13 protein-coding genes are annotated in these 12,903 nt (G+C 67.8%); 4 read left to right on the top strand and 9 right to left on the bottom strand.

The genetic code is table 11. From position 1 onward, the window contains the following. Positions 1 to 7 precede the first annotated feature (7 nt). The 4 genes from NVV57_12210 to NVV57_12195 all read left to right on the top strand — a co-directional run bounded on the left by NVV57_12210 (position 8) and on the right by NVV57_12195 (position 4,764). Positions 8 to 604: a thymidine kinase gene (locus NVV57_12210; protein ID MCR6713394.1), complete on the top strand. Its 597-nt coding sequence runs from the start codon at positions 8 to 10 to the stop codon at positions 602 to 604. Positions 605 to 620: 16 nt separating this feature from the next. Then, on the top strand, positions 621 to 2,429 hold the full coding sequence (locus NVV57_12205; GenBank protein ID MCR6713393.1) for an SLC13 family permease: 1,809 nt from the start codon (positions 621 to 623) through the stop codon (positions 2,427 to 2,429). A gap of 95 nt (positions 2,430 to 2,524) precedes the next feature. Further along, entirely contained in the window at positions 2,525 to 3,100 is a 576-nt protein-coding gene (locus NVV57_12200; GenBank protein ID MCR6713392.1) for a PadR family transcriptional regulator, read from the top strand. Next, positions 3,097 to 4,764, top strand: coding sequence for an AarF/UbiB family protein (locus NVV57_12195; protein ID MCR6713391.1), 1,668 nt, complete (start codon positions 3,097 to 3,099; stop codon positions 4,762 to 4,764). The genes NVV57_12200 and NVV57_12195 overlap by 4 nt, the downstream gene beginning before the upstream one ends. On the opposite strand, the gene NVV57_12190 is transcribed toward NVV57_12195, so the two are convergent. From NVV57_12190 to NVV57_12150, 9 genes are all read right to left on the bottom strand, one after another. Beyond that, positions 4,761 to 5,942, bottom strand: a complete 1,182-nt coding sequence (locus NVV57_12190; protein MCR6713390.1) for a glycine C-acetyltransferase — start codon at positions 5,940 to 5,942, stop codon at positions 4,761 to 4,763. The two genes, NVV57_12195 and NVV57_12190, sit on opposite strands and share 4 nt — an antisense overlap. A gap of 39 nt (positions 5,943 to 5,981) precedes the next feature. Further along, on the bottom strand, positions 5,982 to 7,031 hold the full coding sequence (tdh, locus tag NVV57_12185) for an L-threonine 3-dehydrogenase (GenBank protein ID MCR6713389.1): 1,050 nt from the start codon (positions 7,029 to 7,031) through the stop codon (positions 5,982 to 5,984). Between the two features lie 57 nt (positions 7,032 to 7,088). Beyond that, positions 7,089 to 7,517, bottom strand: coding sequence for a pyrimidine dimer DNA glycosylase/endonuclease V (locus tag NVV57_12180; GenBank protein MCR6713388.1), 429 nt, complete (start codon positions 7,515 to 7,517; stop codon positions 7,089 to 7,091). 4 nt (positions 7,518 to 7,521) lie between these two features. Continuing rightward, a complete protein-coding gene (locus NVV57_12175) occupies positions 7,522 to 8,142 on the bottom strand; it encodes a Pr6Pr family membrane protein (protein MCR6713387.1) in 621 nt (206 codons plus the stop codon). Between the two features lie 84 nt (positions 8,143 to 8,226). Further along, positions 8,227 to 9,696 carry an SDR family NAD(P)-dependent oxidoreductase gene (locus NVV57_12170; protein MCR6713386.1) on the bottom strand — a complete coding sequence of 490 codons (1,470 nt, stop codon included), beginning with the start codon at positions 9,694 to 9,696 and terminating at the stop codon, positions 8,227 to 8,229. Continuing rightward, positions 9,660 to 10,748, bottom strand: a complete 1,089-nt coding sequence (locus NVV57_12165) for a bifunctional glycosyltransferase family 2/GtrA family protein (GenBank protein MCR6713385.1) — start codon at positions 10,746 to 10,748, stop codon at positions 9,660 to 9,662. Before NVV57_12165 ends, NVV57_12170 begins: the two co-directional genes overlap by 37 nt. A 16-nt stretch (positions 10,749 to 10,764) precedes the next feature. Then, entirely contained in the window at positions 10,765 to 11,661 is an 897-nt protein-coding gene (locus NVV57_12160; GenBank protein ID MCR6713384.1) for a phosphodiester glycosidase family protein, read from the bottom strand. Positions 11,662 to 11,736: 75 nt separating this feature from the next. Beyond that, positions 11,737 to 12,219 (bottom strand): glutathione peroxidase, encoded by a 483-nt coding sequence (locus NVV57_12155; GenBank protein MCR6713383.1) that lies wholly within the window; start codon positions 12,217 to 12,219, stop codon positions 11,737 to 11,739. Positions 12,220 to 12,243: 24 nt separating this feature from the next. Continuing rightward, positions 12,244 to 12,867, bottom strand: coding sequence for a flavin reductase family protein (locus NVV57_12150; GenBank protein ID MCR6713382.1), 624 nt, complete (start codon positions 12,865 to 12,867; stop codon positions 12,244 to 12,246). Positions 12,868 to 12,903: the final 36 nt, after the last annotated feature.

Genomic DNA, 12,903 nt, shown 5'->3' with positions numbered 1-12,903 from the left:
GGGATCAATGGCCAAGCTCTACTTCCGCTACGGCGCGATGAACTCGTCGAAGTCCGCGCTGCTGCTCACCGCCGCGTACAACTACGAGGAGCGCGATCAGCGCCCGGTGCTCGTCAAGCCCGGAATGGACACCAAGGCGGGGAAGGCCGTGTCCTCGCGCATCGGCATCACCAGAGACGTGGACATCCTGCTTGGCGCAGACGAGTCGCTAGTCGGGCGCCTCGAGCAATTGGCGCCGCTGTCGGAGATCGACGCGGTCTTTGTTGACGAGGCCCAGTTCCTCACGCCCGCGCAAGCGGACGAGGCTTTCACCCTTGCCGTCACCGGTGGCATCCCCGTGCTCTGCTACGGCCTGCGCGGCGACTTCATGACGGTCTCCTTCCCCGGCTCACGCAGGCTCATGGAGATCGCCCACTCGATCGAGGAGCTCAAGACCATCTGCCGTTGCGGATCGAAGGCGATCTTCAACGCGCGCATCGTGGACGGGCACTTTGTGAGCCACGGCGCCCAGGTGGCGATCGACGGCCAGCAGGCGTCGTACGAGTCGCTGTGCGGCAAGTGCTACATCGAGAAGGTCGGGCCCGTGGGCGGCGCGGCGGAGTGACTCGCGGGGCGGCACGATGAACACCGATCTCATCATCGTCGGCGTGCTGCTGGTCGCGACGGTGACGATGTTCGCCGCAGGGCGGCCGCGCATGGACGTCGTGGCGCTTCTGGTCATCATCGCCCTTCCCGTGCTCGGGATCCTCGATATCGACGAGACGCTCTCGGGATTCTCCGATCCCAATGTGCTGCTCATCGCGGCACTGTTTGTGGTGGGCGAAGGTCTGGCGCGCACGGGCGTGACGTATCGGCTAGGGGACCTGCTGGCAGCGCGCGCCGGCGCTTCTACGGGCCGCCTCATCGTGCTCCTGATGCTGTCCGTTGCGGGCCTCGGAGCGGTGATGAGTTCAACTGGGGTGGTCGCGATCTTCATCCCCGTTGTGCTGTCGATAGCGGCACGAACCGGCTTGTCGGCGCGCCAGCTCATGATGCCGCTGAGCTTTGCGGCTCTCATCTCCGGCATGCTCACGCTCATCGCGACCACGCCGAATCTGGTGATCGATGCGGAACTGCGGCGCGCGGGGTGGGGGCTCGGCTTCTTCACGCTCACGCCATATGGGCTCGTGGTACTCGCCCTCGGCATCGTCTATATGCTCTTCGCGCACCGCAGGCTCGCTACGCGCACGCCCGACGCCGCGGCCACGTCTCGCCGCACGTTCACTTCCCTTGTTGACGACTTTGGGATCGAGGCCCGCACCCATCGATACCGCGTGGCCGGCGCGTCGAAGTTGGTGAAGGAGAAACTCGCCGACGTAGATCTGGCGCCTGCCCGTGGATCGGTGCTTGCGATCGTGCGCACCAGGCCTATCCGCGGCGACACCCTTCTCGTGGATCCGGAGACGCGCATACGTGCGGGTGACGCGCTCGTGATCAATGCGGAGCTGAGCGACGAGCAGGCTCAGGTGCTGGGGCTCGGGGACAGGGCGCGCCTGAAAAGCTTCTACGATCGCTTCTCGCGCGAGGTGGGAATGGCAGAGTTCATCGTCACTCCAGAGTCGCGCGCCATCGGCCGCTCGGCGCGGGACCTGCGCTTCCGCGAACGGTACGGCCTCACGGTGCTCGGTGTGCGGCACGGCGGTGAGGCCCGCCATGGCTCGTATTCCGACTACGACCTGCGCATGGGCGACACGATCCTGGTTGCGGGCGGCTGGAACGCGATCAAGGCGCTCCAGTTGCGGGCGAGCGACTACGTTGCGCTTGACCTGCCCGTGGAGGTGCGGGAAATGTCGCCCGCCGCCCCACGAGCGCCCTATGCGGTGGGCGCCGTGGTGCTGATGGTGGTGCTCATGGTCAGCGGAATCGTCCCCAACGTGATCGCGGCGCTCATTGCCGCGGTGCTCATGGGCGCGTTCGGCGTGATCGACATGGGCAGCGCCTACAGGGCAATTCACTGGCCGACGCTGCTTCTCATCGCGGGCATGTTTCCGATCGCGATCGCGCTGGAGAAGACGGGCGGTGTTGACCTCGTAGTGGACGGACTGGTCGGAGCGTTCGGCGGGGCCGCGCCCAGGGTGATGCTCGCCGTGTTCTTCGTGGCGACCGCGGTCATCGGGCTCTTCGTCTCCAACACGGCAACGGCGATCCTCATGGCGCCAATAGCGATCGCCACGGCGGCGCAGCTCGAGGTTTCGCCCATTCCGTTCGCGATCACCGTCGCTCTCGCAGCCTCGTCGGCCTTCATGACCCCTGTGTCATCTCCCGTGAATACCTTGGTGGTCGACCCTGGCAGGTACACCTTCGGAGACTTCGTGCGCATCGGCGTACCTTTCACCTTCGTCGTCCTCGTGGTCGCCGTGATCCTTGTGCCGCTGCTTGCACCCTTCTAGTCAGCGGGCGCCCGGCTTGCCAATTCGTGCAAAAGGTGCGAGCCTAGCGATATGTCGGTCACTATCGTTCGACAGTCGTTGAGAAGAGGTTTGTCATGACCGAGCAGTCCACGCCGAGCGAGAGCGCCGGCACCTACACCAAGCTTGCAGCCGAGACCATGCTCGACGCCATGAGCCAGTTGCGCTCGGCGCTCGAGAACAAGGTGGGCAGCGTCGGCAACAAGGTCAGCACCCGAATGGGCAGGGGAGACGTGCGCGCCGCGATCCTGTCGCTCCTGACCGAGCAGCCCATGCACGGTTACCAGATCATCCGCCAGATCGAGGAGCGCACGGACGGCCGCTGGAAGCCGAGCGCCGGTTCCGTCTACCCCACGCTCCAGATGCTGGCCGACGAGGGACTCGTGACGGCAAAGGTCGAGCAGGACCGCAAGACCTACGAGCTAACCGAGACCGGCAAGGAGGCCGCGGCGGAGGTCGTCGACGACACCCCATGGGCCAAGGAGGAGGCCTTCGAGGCCGCCGCACCCCACAGCCCGCTACCTAAGGCGGGCCTGGACCTCGCACAGGCCGTCTCCCAGGTCGCCCGGACGGGTACGTCCGAGCAGAAGGAACAGGCTAAGGACCTGCTCGACGAGACGCGCCGCAAGATTTACGCGATCCTGGCGCAGTGAGCCTTAGCGGTCGCGCGCGCTACCGCCGCATCATCAGGTTCGCCGCGTGGAATCTCGCGGTGACCTGGTGGTTCGAGTTGGTGCTGCCCGTCATCGGCCTGCGCCGAGTCGCCGAGCGCAACCGGTCGGAGCGGATGATTCGCTTCGCGAGGAAGTTCCGCGCGCTCGCCGTGGAGCTTGGCGGGCTCATGATCAAGGTGGGCCAGTACATGAGCTCCCGCCTCGACGTGCTGCCGCCGGAGCTCACGAAGGAGCTCGAAGGGCTCCAGGACGAGGTGCCGGCAGTCCCGTTCCCCGACATCAAGGAACTCGCGGAGCAGGAGCTCGGCGTCTCGTTTGAGCGCGTCTTCGCGCAGATCGACACCACTCCCGTTGCCGCGGCCTCGCTCGGCCAGGTCTACCGGGTCACCCTCAGCCCGGCCGACGCTGCGGACGCCGGGTTCACGCAGGCCGTGCTCAAGGTGCAGAGGCCGGGAATCGACGCCGTGGTGGACGTGGACCTCGCGGCCCTGCGCCGCATCGCGCGCTGGCTGCAGCGCCTGAAGGCGGTCTCCAAGCGCGCCGACGCACCCGCCCTCATCGAGGAATTCGCGGCCACGAGCCGCGAGGAGATCGACTACCTGCATGAGGCGGCGAACGCCGAGCGCTTCGCCGCGGACTTCGCCAACGCGCCGGACGTCAAGGTGCCGGCGGTGGCGTGGGAGCGCACAACTCGCAGGGTGCTGACGCTCGAGGACGTCACCGCCATCAAGATCATCGACAAGGACGCGCTCATCGCGGCCGGCATCGAGCCCAAGGACGTCGCCAACCGCTTCGCCGAGGTGATGTTCGACCAGTTCTTCACCCACGGGTTCTTCCACGCGGACCCACACCCGGGAAATCTGTTCGTCGCGCCCTCACCCGAACCAAGCGTTGGGCCGGCGTGGTCCCTGGTATTTGTCGATTTCGGCATGATGGGCGAAATCCCGCCCACGCTCCGCTCCAACCTGCGCAAACTGCTCATCGCCGCCGCAGCCCGCGACGGCAAGGGCATCGTGGATGCGGTTCAGGGAGCAGGCGTGCTGCTGCCCGGCGCGGACACGCACGAGCTGGAGCGCGTGCTCACCAAGCTCTTCGCGCGGTTTGGCGGGATGGGCTTCGCCGACCTCAAGGAGGTGGACCCGCGAGAGTTTCGCGAGTTCGCGGAGGAGTTCGGCGACGTGCTGCTCGCCCAGCCCTTCCAGCTCCCGGAGAACTTCCTGCTGATCGGCCGCGCGGGTTCGCTGACGTCCGGGCTGTGCAGCTCGCTCGAGCCCGACTACAACCTGTGGGACTCCGTGGAGCCCTACGCGCAGCAGCTCCTGCGCGAGGAGAGCGGCAATCTCCTCAACGACTTCGCCAAGCAGGCGGTGGGCAACGTGCAGGTGGCGTGGAAGCTGCCCGCACGGCTCGACGAGGTGGTCACGCGGCTCGAGGACGGCACCCTGCCCATCTCGGTGCCCAAGGTGGAGGCGGCCGTGGAGCGGGTCGAGAGGCTCGTGAAGCGCGCCGTCGGCTCCGTCATCTTCGTTGGGCTGCTCGTTGGCGGCGCGGTGCTGCACGCGCACGAGCCCGCGCTCGGCACCTGGATGATGGCGGCGTCTGTGCTCCCGCTCGCGTACGCGGTGTTCGGAGCGCGCCGCTAGCGGAGTTCCGCGTCGCGAGCCGCGGTGAACGCCTCCACGCAGCGGCGAATGTCGTCCTCGGAATGCGCCGCGGACAGCTGCACGCGGATCCGCGCCTTGCCAACGGGCACCACCGGATACGAGAACGCCACCACGTAGACGCCGAGCGCGAGCATCCGGTCCGCGATGCGGGCGGCGAGCGCGGCGTCGCGGAACATCACGGGCACGATCGCGTGCTCGCCGTCCAGCAGATCGAACCCCGCATCCGCCATGAGCGAGCGGAACAGCGCCGCATTGCGCGCCACTCGAGCGCGGAGCTCCGCGCCGCCCGCCACCAGGTCCAGAGCCTCGAGGGTTCCGGCGACGACGGCCGGCGCCACGGTGTTCGAGAACAGGTAGGGCCGGGCGCGCTGCCGCAGCAGCGCGATGATCTCCGCGTGCCCGGAGACGTACCCGCCGGAGGCGCCGCCGAGCGCCTTGCCGAAGGTTCCCGTATAGATGTCGACGCGCCGCTCCACGCCAAACAGCTCGGGCGTGCCGCGGCCGTTGGCGCCGATGAAGCCCACCGCATGCGAGTCGTCCACCAGCACCAGGGCGCCGTATCGCTCGGCGAGGTCGCAGATTCCCTCCAGCGGCGCGAAGTACCCGTCCATCGAGAACACGCCGTCCGTGACGATGACGATCTGGCGGGCGCCCGACGCTGCCTCCAGTTGCGCCTCGAGGTCGCCGAGGTCCCGGTTGCGGTAGCGGAACCGCTGGGCCTTGCACAGCCGGATCCCGTCGATGAGCGACGCGTGATTGAGCTCGTCGGAGATGATCGCGTCCTCGGCGCCGAACAGCGCCTCGAAGACGCCGCCGTTCGCGTCGAAGCATGAGGAGAAGAGGATCGTGTCCTCGGTGCCGAGGAACTCGGACACGCGGCGCTCGAGCTCCACGTGCAGCTCCTGCGTGCCGCAGATGAACCGCACGCTCGCCAGGCCGAAGCCCCACTCATCCATGGCGCCCTGCGCGGCCTTGACAATGCGGGGGTCGTCCGCGAGCCCGAGGTAGTTGTTCGCGCAGAAGTTGAGCACCTCGGCACCGCCAGTGCTGACGAGCGCGGCCTGCGCGCCCGCTAGCGGCCGCTCGCCCTTGAGCGTGCCTGCTTCACGAATCTCCTCGAGCGTTGTCGCGAGCCGCTCCTTCATCGCTCCGTACATGGCGATCCCTTCTTCAGATGGTCAGTCGAAAACCGGCGGTCAGTCGAAAGCCTGGGTCCAGTCGAGCACCACCTTGCCCGCATGCGCGGTGCGGGCCGTCGCGAAGCCCTGCTCCCAGTCCCGGGCGGGCATGCGGTGGGTGATGACGGTGTCGAGCGCGGCGCGCAGTTCGGCGCTGGTCTGCAACATGGCGCTCATCGCGTACCAGGTCTCGAACATCTCCCGACCGTAGATCCCCGTGATGGTCAGCATGTGCGTGACCACCTTGGCCCAGTCCACGTCGATGGGGCCCGTTGGCAGGCCCAGCATCGCCACGCGGCCGCCGTGGGTGAGGTTGTCGATCATTTCGGGCAGCGCGGTCGGCTGCCCGCTCATCTCGAGGCCGACGTCGAAGCCCTCACGCATGCCGAGGCGCCGCTGCGCATCAGCCACGCGCTCGCTCGAGACATCGATGACGAGGTCGGCGCCCACCTGCCGCGCGAGCTCGAGGCGCGGCTCCGAGATATCCGTGACCACGATGAACCGCGCACCAACGTGCCGCGCGACGGCGGCGGCCATGAGGCCGATGGGCCCGGCCCCGGTAATGAGCACGTCCTCGCCCACGAGGGGGAACTTGAGCGCGGTGTGGACCGCGTTGCCGAGGGGGTCGAAGATCGCCGCGAGATCCAGGTCGATCTCGTCGTGGTGGACCCACACATTGGACTCCGGAAGCACCACGTACTCGGCGAAGGCGCCGTTGCGGTTGACCCCCAAACCGGATGTGCGGTTGCACATCTGCCGGCGCCCCGCGCGGCAATTGCGGCACGTGCCGCACACGATGTGGCCCTCGCCGGAGACGATCTCGCCAACGTGGACGTCCCGCACCGAACGCCCCACCGCCACGACCTCGCCGGAGAACTCGTGCCCGGGGATGATGGGCGGCACCAGCGTCGACGCGGCCCAGTTGTCCCAAGATTCGATGTGCAGGTCCGTGCCGCAGATGCCCGTGCGTAGCACGCGGATCGTCACGTCCGCATCGCCGGCCGTGGGATCTGGCACCTCGGTGAGCTGCAGACCCGGCCCAGCCGCCGATTTGAGGAGCGCGCGCACGGTGACCCTTTCGTTCCAGCCAACCCAGCGTCGGCCCGTGAGACCAGTATCCCGCCGTCAGGGACGCTCCCACGCTTCCGTTGGTCCTACAACCACCGTGAAGAGGGGGTGAGGCCTCGGCGCTGAGCCCGCCCAGCGTCGGGCATCCGCGGGAGAGCGGGCCGCGAGCTTTGCGCCAAGGTGCGCCCATTCAAATTCCAGTTGGCCCGACGCTACGGTCAGCTGGGCGTTCGCCTCACCTGGTGCGTCGATTCGGCTTCGGTCAAAGCGGTAACCCCTGGCATCGGCCTCATCCGCGAGGGCGGACAGGTAGCGGCCGATCGTCTCAAGGGGAGTCTCGGTCGCGCGAAATCGATCGAGCTGCGGGTGGCGCGTATAGCCGCGGGTGCGGCCGGCGAGCACGGCCTGCGCCAAGAGCGCCTCTCGCCAGCATGCGACGAGCGCAGCTCGGTCGAGTTGGCTCGGATGGAGGGACCAGAGGCGCACCCGACTATTGTGCGGGCGCTGAGTGCCGCGCGAAGAGGCGCGCCCCCGTGCACAGCCTCAGCGCGCTCACCACGCCAAGGCCCGCGGTAACCAGCAGTGCAACCGTGAGCGCGAGCCTGCCGAACCCGTTGGCGGGGTCGAGGAACGGGTACGGGATGCGGCCGCCGAGCGCCTCGTTGGCGGCGATGTAACCGAGCCACAGCGCGGGAACCGCGAAGACGGTCCACAGGGTGTGCCACGGGAGCCGCTCCCGTTGGCCCACGAGCACCCAGTCGGCCACGAGGATCACGCCGGTGCCGCCGTGGATCATGGCGTTCGCCCACGGGAACGTCGGGTGGCCGAAGTGGGCGAGCATCGCCCAGTAGACGACGCCGGTGATGACGGCGTAGGTGGCGGCGTTGACGCGAAGCAGGGCCACCCAGCGCGGCTCGTGCGGACCGTTGAGTGCGGCGCAGACGAGCGCGGCGATGGCAGCGAGGGCTGCGAGTGGGGTGAAGTAGACGGGTAGTTCCGCCCACGTGAATGTCCCATATGTGAGGTCTGCCCAGGCCTGGAAGCACAGACTGGTGGCGATGGCGGCGGCGGCGCCGAGTCTCAGCCCGGCGATCGTGGCACCCTTGCTCACACTCCGGGACTCTACCTACCGGCCGGGGGAAGTCCTCACCCAGGCACGCCCGCTGTGATGGATTCGACAGCGCGTCGTGGCGCACTACCAAGCCGAAGGCTTGTAGTCCTTCAGGAAGACGCCGAAGAGGTCCTCGCCGAGCTCGCCTCTGACGATGGGGTCGTAGACGCGCGCGGCGCCGTCCACGAGGTCGAGGGGAGCGTGAAAGCCCTCCTCGGCGAGCCGCACTTTGGTGGGGTGGGGGCGCTCGTCGGTGATCCAGCCGGTGTCCACGCTCGTCATGAGGATGCGATCGGCCTCGAACAGCTCGCGCGCGCTGGTTCTGGTGAGCATGTTCACGGCCGCCTTCGCCATGTTCGTGTGCGGGTGACCAGGACCCTTGTATCCCCGGTTGAAGACCCCCTCCATCGCGGACACGTTGACCACGTAGCTGCGGCCGCTGCGGGCCCCGCGGGCCGCGGTGGCCAGCTGCGGCCTCAGCGCGTTGATGAGGATGAAGGGCGCCGTGCTGTTGCACAGCTGGACCTCGAGCAGCTCCAGCGCGTCCACATCGCCGAGCGCGTGCACCCAAGAGTTGGTGTGGTGCAGGTCGGGAATGAGGCCTCCGGCGTCGATCGCGGTGCCGTCCGCGAGCTTCGCGAGCGAAGAGGATCCGGGGGCCAAGGCGAGCGCGGTGAGACGCTGGGCGTTCGCGGACGCGAGCAAAGGGTGCGTGGCGACGGCGTCCTCGATCGAGTGCGGGTGCACGTCGCTGGTGCGTCCGAGCGTGAGCAGTTCCGGACCCCGGCCCTCCGGCCACAGGCCCGCCTCGAGGGGAGCCAGTTCCGCATCGGCGAGCGGAGAGTAGGCGCCGGGGGAGCGTCGGACCGTCTGCGCCGCGTTGTTGATGAGGATGTCGAGTGGGCCGTCCGCGGCCACAGATTCCGCGAGCGCGACCACTTGAGAGGGGTCGCGCAGGTCGATGCCCACCACCCGCAGGCGGTGTAGCCACTCGGCGGCGTCGGGCATGGCGGAGAACCGGCGCACGGCATCGCGAGGGAAGCGCGTGGTGATGGTCGTGTACGCGCCGTCGCGCAGCAGCCGCAGCGCGATGTGCATGCCGATCTTCGCCCTGCCGCCCGTGAGCAGCGCGCGCTTCCCACTGAGGTCCGCTCGGGCTTCGCGCTTGGCGTGGCTGAGGGCAGCGCAATCGGGGCACAACTGGTGGTAGAACGCGTCGACCACCGTGTACTTGCGCTTGCAGATGTAGCACGGGCGCGCCTTGGCGAAGGTGCCGACGGTGGGCACGGCCGCCTGCGCCGTGAGCGTGATGCCCCGCGTCTCATCGTCGATGCGGTCTGGCGCGCCGGTGGCCGTGGCCTCCACGACCGCCTTGTCTGCCTCATAGATCGCCGCCCTGCGGTCGCTGCGGCGCTGCTGCTTGACGGCCTTGATCATGTGGGCCGTGGCGTTGCGCACGGTGACGAAGTCCGGGTGGTCCTCGCCGACCTCCTTGAGCGACGCGAGCACGCGCAGGGTCACCTCGAGGTCGTCGGGGTCGATTCCTTCGCGCATTCGGGCAATTCTACGGAAGCCTGGCGGTGCGCCCCCACGCGGCCGAACACGTGCGTGCGCTGCACGGCGTAGGAGGCGGCGAACAGCGTCAGGTCCGTAGCGACCTTGGCCGCCAGCAGCGGGAGCCCAACGGAGGTGAGCGCCCAGAGTCCGAGGTACGAAGCGACCAGCAGTGCCGCGGCGAGCGCCGCGTAGCGCGCGATCTGCGGCCCAAGGCGCCCTGTGGAGCGGAAGACGGTGCGGCGGTTCAGCGTGAAGTTGACCGTTCCGGAGACGAGCCGGGCGCCGACGATGGAGACCGCGAGGCTACCGGTCAGGGCCGAGAGCGCCAGCAACAGCAGGGTGTCGAGCCCGAAGGCGATGAGCGACGATCCGGCGAACAGCAGGATCGGCAGGAGCACTCGCCACGAGTCCGCAATGGGCCGGAAGTGCGAGGACGCGTTGTGGTCGAGGTAGACGGTCTCGATGGGTACCTCGACCACGGGCACGCCCTGCCGAGCCGCGTCCAGCAGCATCCGCAGCTCATAGGCGAACCTCTCGCCGCGGACGGTCAGAAGCCACGGAAGGAGCCCCGGCGGGTACGCCCTGAGCCCCGTCTGCGTATCCGTGAGGCGCCTGCCCGTGACCGATGCCACGAGCCACGAGGTCACCGAGTTGCCGAATCGCGACCGCAACGGCACCGGCACATCGAACCTTCGTGCGCCCAGCACGATGCCGTCCGCCTCACCCGCGGCCCGGCGTTCCGACGCCAATGCACCGACAGCGCGCACGTCCTCGGGAAGGTGCTGGCCATCGCTGTCCGCGCACACCACCGTCTCGCCCGGCGCATTCTCGAGCAGCCAGCGAAACCCCGTCCGCAGGGCCGCCGCCTTGCCCTCGTTCTCGAGATGGGTCAGGACCACCGCGCCAAGCCGGCCCGACGCTGCGAACAGTTCCGCGTACGCCTCCCCTGATCCGTCGTCTACCACGACCACGCGGGACCACGGGGCGAGGCGAGAGACGAGCTCTGGCAAGCGAGCGTCGGGCTCATAGGAGGGGATCAGCACCCACACGGCGACACCCGCCCGCTCACTCGAACCACAGGATGTCTGAGGTGCCGCGCTCGCGGTGCTTGCCGAGCGGGTTGTTCACGAGCTCACCGTCGCTGACCATCGCCGAGGAGCCACCGCCGTCGAGGTTGTAGGCGACCGTGGCACCGAGCGACTGCATGATCTCGGCGAGCTCCGTCATCGTGACGCCCGAGCTTTCGCTCGAGCGGCCGTCGACGACCACGAAAACAAAGTGATTGGCGCTGACCATGCCGATGGCGGTGCGCGGCTGGCTGCCCTGGATGGAGTGGTTGCCAAAGTTGGTATCGACCTCGACCTCATCGATCCCCGAGACGATCTCCCCGTCGTCGACAAGGGCGGGGCCAAATGACAGCGTCTGCCACGCGCCCGCGTCGACGAGCTCCTGGGCCGAGGTTGCGGTCTCGTCGTAGATCGCCATGGTGCCGTCGCGGTAGATGACCGCGCCGGTGCGCGCCCCGGAGTCCCGATAGATGACGCCGTTGCGGATCTCAATGCCGGTGTCGCGGAAGCCGTAGTAGTCGCCGTTGATGGCGAAAGCGGCGCCCACATCTGCCGCAATGTCGCTCGGATCCTCCGTGATGTTCAGGCCGAACTCGTCGTTGGCGAACGCTGACTTGAGCTGGGTGATGTCGCTGAAGGTGACGTCGGCGACGTAGTAGGTCACCGTGCCGCTGGCGGTCTCCAGCGTGTGCTTGGTGTACGTGACGCTCGGCTCGGCGAGGTCGGTGTCGTTGGAGGCCGCGTCCGCGCTCTGCTGTGCCTCGTAGGCGCTGGCGTGCGAGACCTCTACATGGTCGAAGACGTACCGATCGAGCGCCCAGTAGACCACGATGCCCGCGGCAAGCAGCAGCAGGGCGATGGATCCGAGGATCGACTTCACGAGGGGACGTCTCATGCGGTCGACGCTATGAACGCACCCCTGGACTCGGCCGCGAACGGCCTGGGAGATTGCTGAGACTTAGCGCTGGCGCTAGGCGTCCAGGGCGGCGCGGATGTCGCCTACGAGGGTTGCCGGCAGGTCGTCGGGGGAGTAGCGCGCGATGACGTTGCCCTGCTTGTCGATGAGGAACTTGGTGAAGTTCCACGGAATCACGCCCGTGAGGCGGTTGTGCCTCTGCTGCTTCATCCACTTGTAGAGCGGGTGTTGGTGGCGCCCGTTCACGTTGATCTTGGAGAACATGGGGAAGGTGACGCCGTAGTTCATTTGGCAGAATTCGCCGATCGCATCCGCGTCGTCGAACTCCTGACCGGCGAACTGGCTGCAGGGGAAGCCGAGCACCACGAACTCGTCGGGCCCGAACTCCTCAAAGAGCTTCTGGAGACCCTCGAACTGGGGCGTCTTGCCGCACTTGCTCGCGGTGTTCACCACGAGCACGACCTTGCCAACGTAGTCGCCCAGATCCTTGTGCCCGCCGTGCAACAGGTCGGCACTGAAGTCCGCGAGAGTCGTCATGTCAGAAACAACGCGTCTCGCGGCTCAAGATTCCCCGTGCATCGCATGCGCGCCCGCGGTGTCGCTCGTCGGCCTGTGCCCGTGCTCCTTGCCGATGCCGAAGTAGTGGCGGAAGCTGTAGATGGTGGGCTCCCACGCGCGCGGGTCAATGTGCTGCGTTCCAGGGGCGACGATCCGCGGATCCGCGTGAACCCGCACCACCTCCGCCTCCACGATGGAGTACCCCTCGAGTCCCTTGGTGATGCGCAGCACGCGCGCCTCTAGCTGCAGCGCGCACTCGGCCACGAGCGGAGGGGCCACGAGATCCGCCGCTTCCGGCGTGAGACCTGCGGCCGCGAACTTGTCCGCCACGTGCGCGTAGCGGTGCGCCTTCTCTGCGGGCACAGGGCTGCGCCCAGTCGTGTCCGCGATGCGCTCCACCGCGGGCCACAGCTCGGGGCCGGGGAAGTTCACGGTGAGCTCTGGGCGTGCCGTCACGTTGTCGATGGTCTGCCCGCCATCCTCAAGGCCGATGACAAGCATCTGGCCAAGCGCCCAATAGGACGACGCTGGGGCCAGGTTGGCGGTGCCGTCGCCGTTGGTGGACCCCAGCAGCATGACGGGGGTGCCTACGTAGAGCACCGATGGGCGGATCACTAGATGGGACATAGTGCCTCACGATTAAAGCGGAAGATGTTACGGTCA

It is taken from the genome of Demequina sp. (assembly GCA_024707205.1).
Taxonomy (GTDB): Bacteria; Actinomycetota; Actinomycetes; order Actinomycetales; family Demequinaceae; genus Demequina.
This window is presented reverse-complemented; position numbering and strand designations above follow the sequence as displayed.

Coding starts and splice junctions, on each gene's coding strand:
- NVV57_12210 (MCR6713394.1), top strand. CDS start 8: ATGGCCAAGCTCTACTTCCGCTACGGCGCGATGAACTCGTCGAAGTCC.
- NVV57_12205 (MCR6713393.1), top strand. CDS start 621: ATGAACACCGATCTCATCATCGTCGGCGTGCTGCTGGTCGCGACGGTG.
- NVV57_12200 (MCR6713392.1), top strand. CDS start 2,525: ATGACCGAGCAGTCCACGCCGAGCGAGAGCGCCGGCACCTACACCAAG.
- NVV57_12190 (MCR6713390.1), bottom strand. CDS start 5,942: ATGTACGGAGCGATGAAGGAGCGGCTCGCGACAACGCTCGAGGAGATT.
- NVV57_12170 (MCR6713386.1), bottom strand. CDS start 9,696: ATGCGCGAAGGAATCGACCCCGACGACCTCGAGGTGACCCTGCGCGTG.
- NVV57_12160 (MCR6713384.1), bottom strand. CDS start 11,661: ATGAGACGTCCCCTCGTGAAGTCGATCCTCGGATCCATCGCCCTGCTG.
- NVV57_12155 (MCR6713383.1), bottom strand. CDS start 12,219: ATGACGACTCTCGCGGACTTCAGTGCCGACCTGTTGCACGGCGGGCAC.
- NVV57_12150 (MCR6713382.1), bottom strand. CDS start 12,867: ATGTCCCATCTAGTGATCCGCCCATCGGTGCTCTACGTAGGCACCCCC.